Raw genomic sequence first — 15,234 nt, 5'->3', positions numbered from 1 at the left:
TTATCTGCCCGCAATCGCGCGGCACTCACGGCGTCGCTTCTATCCGGTAGTGCGGCAAATCATCGGTCCCTGTGGTAACCGGCCAGAAACCTTGCGGTGGCGTCAGCCTTTCCGCCAGGCTTTTACGCCGAGGACGCCGACCGTGGTGCCGATGGCCAGCGAGGCCCCGATCAGCACCGCGTGCACGAGCAGGAACGAGGTCGGCCGCCCGTCGGCGAACGAGCGGTCGTCCTGCCAGATGGCCAGGCCGAACCGGGGCCAGATGACCCAGGTCCAGACCCCGACCGCCGTCAGGAAGATTGCCCACCGCTTCGTGATGACCATGCGCCGACTATGTCAGCGCGCGGTGACGAGCTCCTCGCGGGCCTCCGCGTGCTGCGCAGCCGGCCCCTCTTTCGACACCAGCCCGCTGCGCCCGATCAGAGTCAAGATCAACCCCGTTCCCGCGTACGCGGTGAGGACCGCGACGGCCTGGGCCGCGCCCGCGCCGTCGAAGTAGGCGGCCGACCGGACCAGCGACGCCCCGGCCCCGATCGGCAGCCACTGCCCGACCTCGCCCCACGGCTGCGGCAGCAACTCGGGGGCGGCCGTGATGCCCGCCAGCGCGTTGCCGACCAGGAACATCACCGCGGCGCCGAGCCCGAGGCCGCCCCGCCCGAGCAGGGCCGCGAGCCCGGTCATGGCGGCCGAGACGGCCAGCGCGAACAGACCCAGCGCGGCCGCGACCAGCAGGTAGTCGCCGGGCAGGATGCCGAGCCAGCCCTGCTGCACGACGGCCGTCGCGAGCCCGGCCAGCACCCCGTAGGTGAGCAGCGCGGCAAACCGGGCCGCCCGCCGCCGGACCAGCAGGAAGATCAGGACGCCGGCCAGCAGGCTGGTGATGGCCAGCGGCAGGAACCCGCCCGCGAACCCGCTGCCGCGGGGGTCGTTCGCGTCGAGCGGCACGACGTCGCGCACCGGCACCTGCGGACCGAGCCCGGCCGCGGCCTGGGTCAGCAGCGCCGACACGGTGGGCGAGGCGGCCGAGGCGACGTGCACCTCGGGCCCGGCCGCGGTGACCAGGATCGCCCCGTAGACCTCCCGGTTCTTGATCGCGGCGTCGGCCGCGGCCGCGTCGGCGACGGTCGTGACCGCGAAGGCGCCGGGGTGCTCGGCCTCGAGGCGAGCGGCGATCGCGCCCGGACCGGGGGCCCCGCCCGCGGCGCCGGCGTCGGCGGGTGGGCCGGCCACCGCGATGGGCAGATCGCGGGGCGCGATGTTGGCCGCCGGGGCGGCGAAGAGCGGGACCAGCAGGGCCTGGACGGCCACCACGACGATCGCGATGAGCACGCCGAGGGTGACGGGCGAGCGACGCATGATCTCTCCTAAAACGAATGCTCGTTCTTTTATGGGCTCAGCATGTTCCCAGTCACTGCCCGGCGTCAAGAACGAGCGTTCGTTTTACGATGTGGGGCGTGCCACGCGTCTCCGAAGACCACCTGACCGCCCGCCGCGAGCAGATCCTCGTCGCGGCCCGTGCCTGCTTCCTGCGCAAGGGGCTGCACCACACGTCGATGCAAGATCTGATCAAGGAGGCCGGCCTCTCGGTGGGCGCGGTCTACCGCTATTTCAAGTCCAAGGACGAGATCATCGCGGCCATCGCCCAGGGCGTCGTGGGCGGCATCCGCGCCCGCATCGACGCCATCGCCGACCGGCGGCTGCCCCTGTTCGAGTCGATGGAGTTGCTCGTCGACGTCATTGACGAACAGGCCGGGCCGGGTGGCTTCCTGCCGATCGCCCTGCAGGTGTGGGGCGAATCCACGATCGACCCGGGCATCCGCAAGATCGTCTTCGCGCGCTACGACGACCTGCGGGCCGGCGTCCAGGTGATCGTCGAACACGCCGTCGAGAGCGGCGAACTGCCGGCGGACACCGACGTCGTCGCGACCACCGCCGCGTATTACTCGCTGATCCCCGGCTACGCCCTGCAGCGCATGCTGCTCGGCACTCCTGACAAGGAGACCTATCTGCGCGGCATCCGGACCCTCTACAACCGCTAGACCGTGGTCAGGCGGGCGGCTATGCGCGACCAGCCCGCGCGCACCTCGGCCTCGGTCGGCGGCCGGCCCGGGCGCACGCGCCGGGTCTCGTACTCCTCGGCCGACTCGGCCTCGGTCTCGTCGGCGGGCGCCTCCACGGCGGCGCGGGCCAGCTCGATCTCGTCGCGGATGGCCTCGGCGTCGGGGCGCGGCAGCAGCGGCTCGACCACCGCCATCAACTCCTCGTCGGCCACCACGGCCTGGGCCAGCGCGAGGGCGTGGGCGCGCTCGTACGGCCCGCAGACCACCGGCTCCCAGTCCTCCTCGTCGCCGATCGATCCGATCGTGATGACCCAGGGAAGGTCGGCCACCGGCGAGCCGGCCGGCAGGTCCAATGTCACGAGAGTGCCCACGGGGCCATCATTCCGGGCTGGTGTGCCGAATCCAGGTGTTTTGCCCCACGGGAGCACTTTTATCGTCAGCTGACAGATCGATGACCCGGCCGTGCGGGCTGGTCGCCGCCCAGGCCGCTCCGAACAGCAGCAACTGGTTGAAGACGTACAGGTAGACCAGCACGCCGACGGCCGAGCCGACCAGGCCGTAGGCCGGATTGCGCTGCACCAGATCGACGAAGGATTTGCCCACCGTGTTGAGCAGCATCAGCCCGATGCCAACCTGAAGCACCGGTGGGGCCATCCGCCGCACGGTCATGCGCAGCCTCGGCACCGCGGCCAGCAGCGCCGCCGCCAGCAGCATGTTGACCGCGATTCGGAGCCCGTATTCGACAACGGTCTGGACGATGCCGTCGGCCATCCAGTCGAGCAGCAGCTCGAGGCCGTAGACGGCGAGCTGGGTGAGCGCCAGCAGCGTGAGGACACCCAGCAGCACCATCAGGTCGAGCACCTGCCGCACGCCGATGTAGCCCGGCTGCTCGTTGAGCCGCCAGATCAGCCGCTGCGACGAGCGGATCGCCTCCACCCAGGCGATGCCGGTGAAGGTCAGGCCGACGATGCCGACGATGCCGACCGTCCGGCCGCTGTCCAGGATCGCCCCGATGTCGAGGAAGGGGAGGTTCTCGCGGAGGAAGTCGCGGACGATGTCGAACAGGTCCTCGTTGTTGTTGAGCAGGATGCCGAAGATCGAATAGCCGATCAGCAGCAGCGCGAACACCGCGAAGAACCCGTAGTAGGCGATCGCCGCGGCCAGCCGCCCACCCTGCACGTCGATGTAGCGCACGACGGCCCGGCTGAGGTGATCGAAATAGCGGGACCGGTGCCGGAGCCACATGATGCGGGCCTCGGCCGCGTCGTACGCCCGATCGATCGGATTCACGCGCCGACCGTAACCGACGTCACGTCGTCAGTTGACCGGAGCACCCAGCGTGTAATCCCGGCGGCGGCGCCAGGGGCCCTCGCCGCCGTGCGAGAACAGCGTGAACGCCGGGACGTGGAACTTCGCCGAGAAGCCGGCCAGGTCGTCGAAGACCGCGTCCAGCGCCTCGGACGGCACGTCCTGAGCCACCGTCACATGCGGGTGATAGGGGAACCGGGTGCCCCGGTTGACGTCGTCGGTGCTGACGATCGCCTCGGCCAGCAGCTCGCACTCGCTGATCCCGACGGCCAGGGTCACGAAGACCACCTCGGTGACCGGCCGGAACGTGCCCGTGCCGCGCAGGTGGATGGTGAACGGCACCTGGGCCGCGGCCACCGCCTCGAGGTGCTTCTCGATGCGGGGCATGGCGTCGGTGCGCACCTCGGTCGGGCCGAGCAGCGTCACGTGGGCCGGGGTGTAGGCCGCCTGGGGATCGCCGGCCTCGGCGCGGCGCCGGGTCAGCAGCTCACCCCAGGGCTCGGGGATGTCGATCGCGACGCCTATGCGGGTGGTGGAGGGGTCGGACAAGGGAGTCAGGCTCCGCGGGTCGGGCTGAGGAAGCCGATGTGCTGATACGCCTCGCCGAGGGTGACCGAGGCGACCGCGCGGGCCTTCTCGGCGCCGATCGCGAGCACCTTGTCGAGGTGGCCCGGATCCTCCAGGTAGGCCCGGGTGCGCTCCTGCACCGGCTTGACGAAATCGGCCACGATCTCGGCCAGGTCCTTCTTGAGGTCGCCGTAGCCGCGGCCCTCGTACTGCTCGAGCAGCTCGTCTATGGTCCGCATGGTGAGCGCGGCATAGATCGTGAGCAGGTTGCTGACGCCGGGCTTGTTCTCCTCGTCGTAGAGGATCTCGCGGCCGGTGTCGGTGACCGCCGACTTGATCTTTTTGGCCGAGCGGGCCGGGTCTTCCAGCAGCTCGATGATGCCGTTGGGCGAGGAGGCCGACTTCGACATCTTGGCCGTCGGGTCCTGCAGATCCGTGATCTTGGCAGTGTCCTTCAGGATGAACGGCGACGGGACCGTGAACGTGCGCCCGAAGCGGGTGTTGAACCGCTGCGCGAGGTCGCGGGTCAGCTCGAGATGCTGCCGCTGATCCTCGCCGACGGGCACCTGGTCGGCCTGGTAGAGCAGGATGTCGGCGGCCTGCAGGATCGGGTAGGTGAACAGGCCCACCGTCGTCGTGTCGGCGGCCTTGGCCGACTTGTCCTTGAACTGCACCATGCGGCCGGCCTCGCCGAAGCCGGTGATGCAGCTGAGCACCCAGCCGAGCTGCGCGTGCTCGGGCACGTGGGACTGGACGAACAGCGTGCAGCGCTCGGGGTCGAGGCCGAGGGCCAGCAGCTGGGCGGCCGAGATGCGGGTGCGCTGGCGCAGCGCCTCCGGGTCGTGCCCCATGGTGATCGCGTGCAGGTCGACCACGCAGTAATACGCGTCGTGGGTCTCCTGCAGCGCCACCCAGTTGCGCACGGCGCCGAGATAGTTGCCGAGGTGGAACGAGTCGGCAGTCGGCTGAATGCCGGAAAGCACGCGTGGACGGCGGGCGACATCGGACATGCCGACCATTGTGACAGTCCGGTGCAGCGCTCAGCGAACCGGCGTGGCACCCACCCGCCACCGTGCCCGCCACTCGCCCGCCGCCCACTTGCCACCGCGCCCGCCGCCCGCCCGCCACCGCGGCCGCCGCCCACGTCGGATGTTTGAAAGTGTTGACTTATGAGCGAAGTTGATGGAAGTATTTGAGTAGTCCGGCGACTGCCTACGCTTGCCGGAGGAACACTCTGCGAAGGGGTAGCGCGCCGTGAAACTGCTCGTCACCGGGGGCGCCGGCTACGTCGGCAGCGTCACCAGCCGACTCCTGCTGGACGCCGGCCACGAGGTCACCGTCCTCGACAACCTGGTCACCGGCTTCCGGGCCGCGGTCGCGCCCGAGGCCACCTTCGTCGAGGCCGACATCGCCGACGCCGCCCAGGTGCTCACCCCCGGCTCCGGGTTCGACGCGGTGCTGCACTTCGCCGGGCTGATCGCGGCCGGCGAGTCGATGGTCAAGCCCGAGCTGTATTGGCACGACAACGTGGTGAAGTCGCTCGCCCTGCTCGACGCGGTGCGCGCCGCCGGGGTCCCGCGGTTCATCTTCTCCTCCACCGCCGCCGTCTACGGCAACCCGGTCGAGCTGCCGATCACCGAGAACGCGGTCAAGGCGCCGACCAACACGTACGGCGCCACCAAGCTGACCTTCGACCACGCGCTCACCTCCGAGGCGTTCGCGCACAACCTGGCCGCCGTCTCGCTGCGCTACTTCAACGTCGCGGGAGCCTACATCTCCGGCGGGCACGAGATCGGCGAGCGGCACGATCCCGAGACCCACCTCATCCCGATCACCCTGCAGGTCGCCGCGGGCAAGCGCGAGAAGCTGCAGATCTTCGGCGACGACTACCCCACCGCCGACGGCACCTGCGTGCGCGACTACATCCACGTGCAGGATCTGGCCCGGGCCCACCTGCTCGCGCTCGACGCGGCCACGGCCGGCGAGCACCGCATCTACAACCTCGGCAACGGCAACGGCTTCTCCAACAAGCAGGTCGTCGAGGTGGCCCGCGAGGTCACCGGCGTCGACCTGCCGGTCGAGCTGGCGCCGCGCCGCGAGGGCGACCCGGCCACGCTGGTCGCGTCGTCGGCCCGGGCCCGCGAGGAGCTGGGCTGGGTGCCCGAGAAGAACACGCTCCAGGCCATGATCGGCGACGCCTGGTCCTTCTACCGCTCGCACGTCGCATGAACGCCCGCGACGCGTTCCGCAAGGAATACGGCACCGAGCCGAGCGGGCTCTGGGCCGCGCCCGGCCGGGTCAACCTGATCGGCGAGCACACCGACTACAACGACGGCTTCGTGCTGCCCTTCGCGCTGCCGCAGCGCACGGTGGCCGCGGTCGGCCCGGCCCCCGCCGGGGAGTGGACGGTGTGCTCGACGTTCCAGGACGAGGCGATCAGTTTCGGCCACACCGAGCCGGGCGAGGTGACCGGCTGGGCGGCCTATGTCGCCGGCGTCGTCTGGGCCCTGCGCGACGCGGGCCACGACGTGCCCGGCGCGCGGATCGCCGTCGACTCCGACGTGCCGCTGGGCTCCGGCCTGTCGTCGTCGGCCGCGCTCGAGTCGTCGGTGCTGACCGCGCTGATCGACCTGGGCGGGCTCGACGTGCCGCTCGAGCGGCGCCCGGCGATCGCCCAGCGGGCCGAGAACGTCTACGTCGGCGCGCCCACCGGCATCCTCGACCAGTCAGCATCGATCCGCTGCCGCGAGGGCCACGCGCTGTTCCTCGACTGCCGGTCCTACGAGGTCGAGCAGATCCCGTTCGACCTGGCCGCCGAGGGTCTGGCCATCCTGGTCGTCAACAGCAATGCCCCGCACCAGCACGTCGACGGGGAGTACGGCGCCCGCCGCAAGTCGTGCGAGGAGGCCGCCCGCCTGCTGGGCGTGCCCGCGCTGCGCGACGTCACCGGGGCTGAGCTCGACGACGCCCTGGCCCGCCTGGACGACGAGGTCATGCGCCGCCGCGTGCGGCACATCGTCACCGAGGACGACCGGGTGCTCGAGACGGTGCGGCTGCTCAAGGCGGGTCAGGTGCGCGAGATCGGCCCGCTGCTGACCGCCTCGCACGCCTCGATGCGGGACGACTTCGAGATCACGGTGCCCCAGGTCGACCTGGCCGTCGAGACGGCCCTCGCCGAAGGTGCGTACGGCGCGCGGATGACCGGGGGCGGCTTCGGCGGCTGCGTGCTGACCCTGCTCGACGCGGACAAGGCCGACCTGGTCACGGCGGCGGTCGAACAGGCGTACGCGGAAGCGGGTTTCACCGCCCCGACCGCGTGGACCGTCACAGCGGGGCCGGGCGCCACGAAGCTTTAGGTCGCCGCCCCACCGGGTAACCGGTGGGGCATGACGACTTCCCAGGACAACGAGCAGGACAAAGAGCACGACGAGCCCAACGAGTTCGGTTTCGCCGGCGGGGCCACCGCGCCCGAGCCCGAGCGGGGCACCGAGGAGGGCTTCGGCGAGGACATCGCCGTGCCCGCGGGCGACCTCACCGGCGCGATCACCGGGGCCATCGAGGAGGCCACCGAGCGCGACGAGGACAAGTCCTAGTTCGGCGCCGGCTGCTCCTCGACGGTCGGGCCCTTCACCACGGGACGGCCGTCGACCCAGTCCACCCGGTCGAGCCAGAGCTGCCGGCCGGGTGCGACGCTGCCGACCGCGCTCGGCGGCCACGCGTGATAGAGCAGCCACGACTCGCCGCCCGGCGTGGTCACCAGAAACCCGTGACCGGGCCCGGCCGCGGCCGGTGAGGTGTGCAGGATCGGATTCTCCGCCGCCTTGACGCACGGGCCGAGCGGGCCCTCGCAGGTGGCGTAGCCCAGCGCGTACTCCTCCTTGTCGAACGCGTTGGCCGAATAGAACAGGTAGAGCTTGCCGTCGTGCCGCGCCATCTGCGGCGCCTCGATGACGTGCGCCTCCCACCCAGCGTCGTTGACCAGCAGCCGCTTGGACTCGCCGCTGATCTTCAGGCCGTCCGCGGACAGCCGGGCGCCGTAGAGATAGGTGGGCTGCCCGATCGCGTTGCCGTCGTTCTTCCAGTAGAGCCAGCGGTCGCCGTTCTCGTCGGTGAACGGACTGGCGTCGATCGAGCCGCCCTCCTTCGCCTGGCAGACGAGCGGCTCGTCGCTTTGATCCACGAACGGACCGCCGGGCTTGTCGGCCTCGGCGACGCCGATGCACTGCACGTTCGTCTTGGTCGACCGGGCCGTGTAGTAGAGCAGGTAGGTGCCGCCCGGGCCCTCAATCACCTCGGGCGCCCAGGTGTTGCCCGCGGTGGCCCACTTGCCGATCTGCGGCAGCGCATCGGCCACGGGTGTCCAGGTCACGAGGTCGGGCGAGGTCAGCACTGGCACATTCCCAGCGGGGCCATTGGTCCCGTACGCGTACCAGGTCTCGCCGACCCGCAGCGCCCCCGGATCGGGGAAGTTGTCGCTGTGCACCGGATTGGTGAACGTCACGCCCTGCCTCGCTTCCGACATTTCCGATTTGTCGGCGGAGTGCGGGGTGGCTGCCGGGCTGCCGGACGAACTACCGCTCGAGCAGCCGCTCACCAGCAGCACCCCAGCCAGCAGCACCCACCCGGCAGCCCATCCCCGCCCCGCCACCGTTTTCCGCAGCGCAGCCCACTCCTGCCCCGCCACCGTTTTCCACGGCGTAGCCCATCCCCGCCCCGCCACCACTTTCCGCGGCGCAGCCCATCCCCGCCGCGCCACTACTTTCCGCGGCGCGGCCCGCTCCTGCCCCGCCACCGTTTGCCGCGGCGCGGCACTCCCCCATCGAGCCGGCGCTACCTCTCGTGGCCCCTCATGATCGGGCCTCACCATCGGTAGAACCGGACGTAGTCGAACGACGCGGTGACCGCCGGCTCCGCGCCGCCGTGAGCGATCAAGCCGACCCGAGGCGAGCTGTCGGCGGGCAGCGTCCACACTCCACCCCAGGTCCAGCGCTTGCCGTCGCGGCTGATCCCTGCCCGATACTCGTGTTCGCCGTTGGCCGGATCCGCTCGATGGGCCAACCGCAACCACGTCACTGTCTCTCCCGGTGCGCCCACGATAGTGCCGCCGTACGACAACTTTTCCGCGTACGGCATCTCCTTGCCGAACTCGACCTGACGCGTGTTCCAGATCGCCACCGCGCTCAGCCGCGCGAAGAGGTCGTCATCGGCGTACGCGATCAGACCGGCCTGCTGGTAGTTGCGCACGGTGTCCTCGCCCAGCGGCAGGGTCAGCTTGGTCTCGGCGATCCAGCTGCCCTTCGGCGGCTCGCGCAGCAGCACACCCGCGTCGTTGCCCGTGCCGGTGAGATCGGCGCCCTGCACCGGCCAGCGCAGCTGTCCCCCGCTGACGGTCGCCGCCGGATCTTGCCGCACCCAGCTCCAGCCCGCCGTCAGGCCACCCGACTCGCCGTCGTTCCGATCGCCGAACTCCTCCGCGAAGATCGGCTTGCCCGGGGCAGGGACGCGGGCCGGCGGGGTGTCCCGTCCGTCGGAGGCCCCGGCGCCGCCGTTCACCGCCGGCCAGCCGCCGATCCAGTCGAGCCGGTCGATCAGCATCGGGCGCTCGTTGATGCCGTACGGCTCGTCGAGGAACGGATCGTTGCGGTCGATCGCGTGGTAGACGAACCAGTCCTGGCCGTGCCGATCGGTGATCAGTCCGTTGTGGCCGGTGCCGACCCAGCGGTTGCCGTTCGGCGCGATCACCGGGGTGCCGCCGGCCCGCGAGGCGTCGAGCCGCAGCCCGTCGCGGTCGGTGAACGGGCCCAGCGGACTCTTGGACCGGCCCACCGAGACGGAGTATCCGGTGGTCGGACCCGCGCAGCAGTTGGCCGACGAGGCGAACAGGTAGTAGAAGCCGTTGCGGCGGACGACGTACGCGCCCTCGAACTTGTTGTCGATCGCGACGCGGGTCGGGGTGCCGGTGATCCGCAGGCCGTCGGGGGTGAGCTCGCTGACCCAGACGCCGCCGAAGTAGCTGCCGTAGTAGAGGTATTTCCGGCCGTCGGGGGTGGTCAGCTGGGCCGGGTCGAAGGTCCACCACCAGCCGCCGCCGGGGGCCGCGCGGGGTGGCACAGCCGGCTCGGGGGCGAACGTCCACGGGCCGGTCGGCCGGGGCGCGGTGGCCACGCCGATCGCCGACGCGCCCGTTCCGCTCGTCGTCTCGGTGACGGTCACGTACATGACCCAGCGGCCGGTGATCTTACGAACGTCCGGTGCCCACAGCGAGGCGCCCGTGGTCGCGTACGGGGGAAGGGTGTTGAACGCGTCGCCGACGTAGGTCCAGCGCTTCAGGTCGGGCGAGCGCGCGATGGGGATGCGATGCGTGACCTTCTCGCCCTCGCGCAGGGGGTCGGACGTGCCGAAACCGTAGTAGAAGCCGTCGTCGCCGCGCACGATCACCGGGTCGGCGAAGGTGTCCGCGAACGACGCCGAGGCGGGCACGGGAACTCGGGCGCCGGCCGTCAGGGTCAGCAGTGTGATCACCGCGGCGAGCGCGGCCGTCAGGCGTCGCATGATCATCCTTTCAGGCCGGAACGGGAGACTCCCTCGATCACGTAGCGCTGCGCCACCACGAACAGCAGCAGCACGGGGATGCTGGCGACCAGCGCGCCCGCCATGATCACGGGATAGTTGATCGTGTAGGCGCCCTGCAGGATCCCCAGACCAGGCGGCAGCGTGTATTGCTCGGGGCTGAACAGCACGTAGACCGGCCACAGGAAGTCGTTCCAGTTGGTCAGGAAGCTGATCACGGCCAGCGTGGCCAGGGCGGGCTTGGACAGGGGCAGCACCACCCGGGTGAAGATCTGCCACTGGTTGGCCCCCTCGAGCACGGCCGCCTCCTCCAGCTCGCGGGGCAGGCTGAGGAAGAACTGCCGCAGGAAGAAGACGCCGAACGCGCCGGCCGCCCCGGGGATGATCAGGGCCCACAGGGTGTCGAGCATGCCGAGCCGGTCGACGATCAGGAAGTTCGGGATGATCAGCACGAAGCCCGGGATGAACAGGGTCGCGATGACCATGCCGAAGATCAGCCGCTTGCCCCGGAAGTCGAGCCGGGCCAGGGCGTACGCGGCCATCGAGGCGACCGCCAGCACCAGCACGGCCTGCCCGGTGGCGGCCAGCACGCTGTTGAGGAACCAGCGCAGCACCGGCGTCTGCGAGTTGCCCAGCAGGACGTCGAAGGCGCCCGCGGTGGGCTCCTCGGGGAGGACGGTGGGTGGCACCCGGGTGGCCTCGCTGGGCGTCTTGAACGCGGTGAGCAGCATCCAGACCAGGGGCGCGATGAAGACCAGGCTCAGTCCGATCAGGACGGTGTACCAGGCGACGGGCTTGACTCGTCTCATGCGTCCTTCTCCCTGAACAGCCGGAACACCAGCAGGCTGATCACCAGGAGGCACGCGGTGAGCAGGTAGCTCATCGCGGCGGCGGAGCCCATCTTGAACTCGTTCAGGCCGACCGTGGCGATGTACATGATCGCCGTACGGGTCTCGGTGCCCGGCGCCCCCTGCGTGATCAGATAGGACTGGCCGAACATGTTGGCCGAGACCAGGATCGTGTTGACCGTGACGAACAGCAGCACCGGACGCAGGCCGGGCAGCGTGACATGGCGGAACTCGGACCACCGGCCGGCCCCGTCGATCCGCGCCGCCTCGTACAGCTCGCGCGGGATGTCCTGCAGCCCGGCGAGATAGATCACGGCGTTGAAGCCGAGCGTCCACCACACCGTCACGCCGACGAGCGTGACCCAGCCCCAGGGCAGCGCCGTCGTCCACGGTGTGCTCCCCGGCAGCCCGATCGCGCCCAGCACCGCGTTGACCACACCCAGATTCGGGTCGAGCAGAAAGCGCCAGAGCACGCCGATCACGGCCACCCCGAGCACGTACGGGGCGAAATACACGGCCCGGAAGAACGTACGGCCTCGGAAGTTGCGGTTGAGCAGCAGCGCCAGGGCCAGCGGCACGGTCAGCAGCAGCGGCACGCTGAGCACCGTGAAGATGCCCGTGGCCGACATGCTCTCCCAGAAGAAGCTGAAGACCGCGGAGTCGGAGTCGAACAGCGCCTGATAGTTGTCGAGCCCCACGAACGGCTTGCCGGGCAGCAGATAGTCCCAGTCGTGCAGGCTGATCCACAGGCCGTACGCCGCCGGCGCCAGCACGAAGGTGGCGAAGACGACGAAATACGGGAGGAGGAACAGGTAGGGGGTGAGCGTCCCGTAACGGCGTACTTTGGTCGCGCCGGCCTCCGAAGTGGCCGGCGCTTCGCTTCGTACGAAAGTCTCAGCTGCCATACTTCTTGGCGTTCTGTTCCAGAATCTGGTTGGCCTTGGCCGCGCCGTCCGCCAGCGCCTTGGCCGGATCCTTGCGCCCCAGCACGGCCTCGTTGATCGACGTGACGACGGTGGCCATCGCGTCGGCAATGCCCGGCTTCGGCGGCAGGAAGTGCAGATAGTCGATCTGCGTGCCGATGGCCGACTGCTCCGGCAGCGCCTTGAAGTCGGCGCTGTCCCGGATCTCGGCGCGGGCCGGCACCTGACCGCCCCGGGCCCACTCGATCGAGTGCTGGCTGATCCAGTTGATGAAGACCTTGCCCGCGGTCAGCTTGTTGTCGTCCTTGGTCTTCTGCTTGAACTGGACGAACTGGTGCGAGCCGGCCCACGCCGCCTTCTGGGTGCCGATCTGCGGCAGCGGCGCCACGCCCCACTCGAGGTTCTTGTCCTCCTTGAGCGTGTTGATGGTCCAGATGCCGTTCCAGTTGAAGGCATTCTTGCCGTTGCGCAGGGCCAGGATGTCGGCGTCCTGGGCCACGTTCTTGGGGCTGTAGCCGTTCTTGATGTGGTCGGTCATCCAGGTCAGCGCCTGCACGCCGGCCTGCTCGCCGAACAGCGCCTTGGTCGCGCCGTCGTCGAAGAGCTGCCCGCCGAACTGCCACAGCAGCGACTGGAACTGCATGCTGCCGGTGAACTCGAACGGGGTGACCCAGTCGCCCTGGATCCCCTTCGACTTCATCTGCTCCAGCGCCGCCTGATATTCGTCGTTGGTGGTGGGCGGCTTCTCCGGGTCGAGACCGCCCTTCTCCATCACCGTCTTGTTGTAGAAGAAGCCGAGCGGGTGCACGTCGAGCGGGATCGCGTAGCGGGTGTTGTTGTAGACGCCCGCGTTCCAGACCGGCGGCGAGAAGTCCTCGGCCTTGAAGTTCAGGGCCTTGGCCAGGTCCTCCAGCGGCAGGATGACCCCGCGGGCGGCGTTGGTGGCCACGTGGTCGACGTGCATGACCCCGACGTCCGGGCCGTTGCCGGTGGACACGGCGGCCGGCGTCTTCTGGTAGTAGTCGGCCCACTCGTAGGTGTTCATCGACACCTTGATGTTGGGGTGCTCGCCGTTGAACTGCTCGACGAGCTTCTTCATGAACGGGCCGTCGCCGCCGGTGAAGCCGTTCCAGAAGGCGAGCGTCACGTTCGGCCCGGAGTATTCGGTGGGGGCGGCCGCGGCGTTGTTGCCGCCGCCGGTGACCTTGTCGTTGGGTCCGCCGTCACTGCAGGCGGCGAGGAACATGGCGCCGCCGGCGCCGGCTATCAAGCCTCTTCTTGTCAGCATGAGAATGCCTTCAGGCCGTTTAAGGGTGGCGGGTGGGGCGGCTTGGACGTTGTTCACATTGACTCCTCGGGAGCAAGGCACAACGCGTGCCAGGAGACGGGAGGGAGAAGGATTTCTTCGGTGGGCTGCCGCGTAACCGGCTCGGGCCGGTCGGCGGTGAGCGAGACGTGCTCGCGGAGGCGGTGCTTCGGGAACGCCCGCAGGTCGAGCGAGAGCGGCACGGGCTCGGTGCCGCGGTTGACGACGAACACGCTGACCTCGCCGGTCTGCTCGTCGTGGGTGGCCACGGCGTCGACGGCAGGCACGTCGCCGAAGCGGCCGGTGCTCATCGACGGACCGGTGAGCGCGGGCCGCAGCACGGTGCCGCGGGCCAGCCGGGCGGTCCGCGCGAACGGGTGGAAGATCGTCTGCCGCCAGGCCCGGCCGCCGGCCTCGGTGCGGATCGGCGCGATCACGTTGACGAGCTGGGCCTGGCAGCCGAGCGAGAGCCGGTCGGCGTGCCGCAGCATGCTGATCAGCAGGTTGCCGACGACCACGGCGTCGGTGCCGTTGTAGTCGTCCTCGATCAGCGCCGGCGTCTCCTCGATCCCGCGGTCCTCGGGCTCGGTGAACCGCGACTGATACCAGACGTTCCACTCGTCGAGCGAGAGTTTGATCCGCTTCGAGTGGCGCTTCTTCGCCCGTACGTGATCGGCTGTGGCCACCACGTCGTCGATGAACCCGTCGAGGTCGACCGCGGACGCCCGGAAGCTGGCCTCGTCGAACTTCTCGGGGTCGTAGTAGGTGTGCAGCGAGATGTAATCGACCTGGTCGTACGCGTGCTCGAGGACCGTGGCCTCCCACGCCGCGAACGTCGGCATGCCCGAGTTGGAGCTGCCACAGGCGATCAGCTCGATGCTCGGGTCGACCCGGCGCATGGCGTGCCCGGCGCGGGCCGCGAGCCGCCCGTACTCGTCGGCGGTCAAGCTGCCGATCTGCCACGGCCCGTCCATCTCATTGCCCAGACACCACATCCGTACGTCGTGGGGCTGCGCGACGCCGTGCTTGCGGCGCAGGTCGGCGGCGGCCGTGCCGTCGGCCAGGTTGCAGTATTCGACGAGCTCGGCGGCCGCCTCGACGCCGCGGGTGCCCAGGTTGACCGCCATCATCGGCTCGACGCCGGCCAGCTTCGACCAGCGCATGAACTCGTTGAGCCCGAAGGCGTTGCTCTCGAGGCTGCGCCAGGCCAGGTCGAGACGGCGGGGGCGGTCGCCGCGCGGGCCGACGCCGTCCTCCCAGCGGTAGTTGGAGACGAAGTTGCCGCCGGGGTAGCGGACCGTGGTGACGCCGAGCTCGCGGACGAGGTCGAGCACGTCGGTCCGCAGGCCGTCGTCGTCGGCTTCGGGGTGTCCGGGCTCGAAGATTCCGGTGTAGACGCACCGGCCCATGTGCTCGACGAACGAGCCGAAGAGCCGGGGATCGACCGGAGCGATCCGGAACGCGGGGTCGAGGGTGAGCTGCGCCACTGCCATGCAGAGTTTTTACAACGTTGGATTCAACGTTGTAAAGAGATCACCGTCAGGATCCCGAAACACACCCGAAATGTGACGCTCGCGCCGGCCCCGGCTCACGTTGATCGTCGATCTTGTCCGAAGCGGCCGCCGCGTCCCTGCCCGCATTGATCGTCGATC

At 69.8% G+C, this 15,234-nt stretch carries 16 protein-coding genes; 4 read left to right on the top strand and 12 right to left on the bottom strand.

The window, feature by feature from the left end; genetic code table 11:
* Positions 1-102 precede the first annotated feature (102 nt).
* Together JKJ07_RS10735 and JKJ07_RS10730 are read right to left on the bottom strand one after the other, a co-directional pair.
* Positions 103-324: an SCO4848 family membrane protein gene (locus tag JKJ07_RS10735; protein WP_202991302.1), complete on the bottom strand. Its 222-nt coding sequence runs from the start codon at positions 322-324 to the stop codon at positions 103-105.
* 12 nt (positions 325-336) lie between these two features.
* Positions 337-1,356: a hypothetical protein gene (locus JKJ07_RS10730; RefSeq protein WP_202991301.1), complete on the bottom strand. Its 1,020-nt coding sequence runs from the start codon at positions 1,354-1,356 to the stop codon at positions 337-339.
* A 98-nt stretch (positions 1,357-1,454) separates the two neighbouring features.
* On the opposite strand from JKJ07_RS10730, the gene JKJ07_RS10725 reads away from it, so the two are divergent.
* Positions 1,455-2,039 (top strand): TetR/AcrR family transcriptional regulator, encoded by a 585-nt coding sequence (locus JKJ07_RS10725; protein WP_202991300.1) that lies wholly within the window; start codon positions 1,455-1,457, stop codon positions 2,037-2,039.
* Here the strand turns inward: JKJ07_RS10725 and JKJ07_RS10720 are convergent.
* Genes JKJ07_RS10720 through trpS form a run of 4 tightly spaced genes read right to left on the bottom strand, consistent with a single transcriptional unit; the run spans position 2,036 to position 4,945 of the window.
* Positions 2,036-2,431 (bottom strand): hypothetical protein, encoded by a 396-nt coding sequence (locus tag JKJ07_RS10720; RefSeq protein WP_202991299.1) that lies wholly within the window; start codon positions 2,429-2,431, stop codon positions 2,036-2,038. The genes JKJ07_RS10725 and JKJ07_RS10720 overlap by 4 nt on opposite strands.
* A 7-nt stretch (positions 2,432-2,438) precedes the next feature.
* Positions 2,439-3,350, bottom strand: coding sequence for a YihY/virulence factor BrkB family protein (locus tag JKJ07_RS10715; RefSeq protein ID WP_202991298.1), 912 nt, complete (start codon positions 3,348-3,350; stop codon positions 2,439-2,441).
* Positions 3,351-3,377: 27 nt separating this feature from the next.
* A complete protein-coding gene (locus JKJ07_RS10710; RefSeq protein ID WP_438871395.1) occupies positions 3,378-3,926 on the bottom strand; it encodes a 2'-5' RNA ligase family protein in 549 nt (182 codons plus the stop codon).
* Positions 3,923-4,945: a tryptophan--tRNA ligase gene (gene trpS, locus JKJ07_RS10705; protein ID WP_202991296.1), complete on the bottom strand. Its 1,023-nt coding sequence runs from the start codon at positions 4,943-4,945 to the stop codon at positions 3,923-3,925. The genes JKJ07_RS10710 and trpS overlap by 4 nt, the downstream gene beginning before the upstream one ends.
* A 244-nt stretch (positions 4,946-5,189) precedes the next feature.
* Between trpS and galE the strand changes: the two genes are divergently transcribed.
* Genes galE through JKJ07_RS10690 form a run of 3 tightly spaced genes read left to right on the top strand, consistent with a single transcriptional unit; the run spans position 5,190 to position 7,528 of the window.
* Positions 5,190-6,164 (top strand): UDP-glucose 4-epimerase GalE, encoded by a 975-nt coding sequence (galE, locus tag JKJ07_RS10700; protein ID WP_202991295.1) that lies wholly within the window; start codon positions 5,190-5,192, stop codon positions 6,162-6,164.
* The gene (gene galK / locus JKJ07_RS10695; RefSeq protein WP_202991294.1) at positions 6,161-7,291 is read left to right on the top strand and encodes a galactokinase; all 1,131 of its coding nucleotides are present in this window, start codon (positions 6,161-6,163) and stop codon (positions 7,289-7,291) included. Before galE ends, galK begins: the two co-directional genes overlap by 4 nt.
* 30 nt (positions 7,292-7,321) lie before the next feature.
* Positions 7,322-7,528, top strand: a complete 207-nt coding sequence (locus tag JKJ07_RS10690) for a hypothetical protein (RefSeq protein ID WP_202991293.1) — start codon at positions 7,322-7,324, stop codon at positions 7,526-7,528.
* Here JKJ07_RS10690 and JKJ07_RS10685 read toward each other — a convergent pair.
* From JKJ07_RS10685 to arfA, 6 genes are all read right to left on the bottom strand, one after another.
* Positions 7,525-8,436, bottom strand: coding sequence for a glycoside hydrolase family 43 protein (locus tag JKJ07_RS10685; protein WP_307834205.1), 912 nt, complete (start codon positions 8,434-8,436; stop codon positions 7,525-7,527). The two genes, JKJ07_RS10690 and JKJ07_RS10685, sit on opposite strands and share 4 nt — an antisense overlap.
* 359 nt (positions 8,437-8,795) lie before the next feature.
* Positions 8,796-10,487: a family 43 glycosylhydrolase gene (locus tag JKJ07_RS10680; protein WP_202991292.1), complete on the bottom strand. Its 1,692-nt coding sequence runs from the start codon at positions 10,485-10,487 to the stop codon at positions 8,796-8,798.
* 2 nt (positions 10,488-10,489) lie between these two features.
* Entirely contained in the window at positions 10,490-11,314 is an 825-nt protein-coding gene (locus JKJ07_RS10675) for a carbohydrate ABC transporter permease (protein ID WP_202991291.1), read from the bottom strand.
* Positions 11,311-12,258 carry a carbohydrate ABC transporter permease gene (locus JKJ07_RS10670; RefSeq protein ID WP_202991290.1) on the bottom strand — a complete coding sequence of 316 codons (948 nt, stop codon included), beginning with the start codon at positions 12,256-12,258 and terminating at the stop codon, positions 11,311-11,313. Before JKJ07_RS10670 ends, JKJ07_RS10675 begins: the two co-directional genes overlap by 4 nt.
* Entirely contained in the window at positions 12,248-13,564 is a 1,317-nt protein-coding gene (locus tag JKJ07_RS10665; protein WP_202991289.1) for an ABC transporter substrate-binding protein, read from the bottom strand. Before JKJ07_RS10665 ends, JKJ07_RS10670 begins: the two co-directional genes overlap by 11 nt.
* A 53-nt stretch (positions 13,565-13,617) precedes the next feature.
* Positions 13,618-15,075 carry an arabinosylfuranosidase ArfA gene (gene arfA / locus JKJ07_RS10660; RefSeq protein ID WP_202991288.1) on the bottom strand — a complete coding sequence of 486 codons (1,458 nt, stop codon included), beginning with the start codon at positions 15,073-15,075 and terminating at the stop codon, positions 13,618-13,620.
* Between the last annotated feature and the right edge of the window lie 159 nt (positions 15,076-15,234).

The sequence above is a fragment of the Paractinoplanes lichenicola genome (assembly GCF_016785085.1).
Classification (GTDB): Bacteria; Actinomycetota; Actinomycetes; order Mycobacteriales; family Micromonosporaceae; genus Actinoplanes; species Actinoplanes lichenicola.
Note: the sequence above shows the minus strand (reverse complement) of the source record. Positions and strands in the feature narration are given on the sequence as shown.

Coding starts and splice junctions, on each gene's coding strand:
- JKJ07_RS10735 (WP_202991302.1), bottom strand. CDS start 324: ATGGTCATCACGAAGCGGTGGGCAATCTTCCTGACGGCGGTCGGGGTC.
- JKJ07_RS10730 (WP_202991301.1), bottom strand. CDS start 1,356: ATGCGTCGCTCGCCCGTCACCCTCGGCGTGCTCATCGCGATCGTCGTG.
- trpS (WP_202991296.1), bottom strand. CDS start 4,945: ATGTCCGATGTCGCCCGCCGTCCACGCGTGCTTTCCGGCATTCAGCCG.
- galK (WP_202991294.1), top strand. CDS start 6,161: ATGAACGCCCGCGACGCGTTCCGCAAGGAATACGGCACCGAGCCGAGC.
- JKJ07_RS10690 (WP_202991293.1), top strand. CDS start 7,322: ATGACGACTTCCCAGGACAACGAGCAGGACAAAGAGCACGACGAGCCC.
- JKJ07_RS10680 (WP_202991292.1), bottom strand. CDS start 10,487: ATGCGACGCCTGACGGCCGCGCTCGCCGCGGTGATCACACTGCTGACC.
- JKJ07_RS10675 (WP_202991291.1), bottom strand. CDS start 11,314: ATGAGACGAGTCAAGCCCGTCGCCTGGTACACCGTCCTGATCGGACTG.
- JKJ07_RS10670 (WP_202991290.1), bottom strand. CDS start 12,258: ATGGCAGCTGAGACTTTCGTACGAAGCGAAGCGCCGGCCACTTCGGAG.
- JKJ07_RS10665 (WP_202991289.1), bottom strand. CDS start 13,564: ATGCTGACAAGAAGAGGCTTGATAGCCGGCGCCGGCGGCGCCATGTTC.
- arfA (WP_202991288.1), bottom strand. CDS start 15,075: ATGGCAGTGGCGCAGCTCACCCTCGACCCCGCGTTCCGGATCGCTCCG.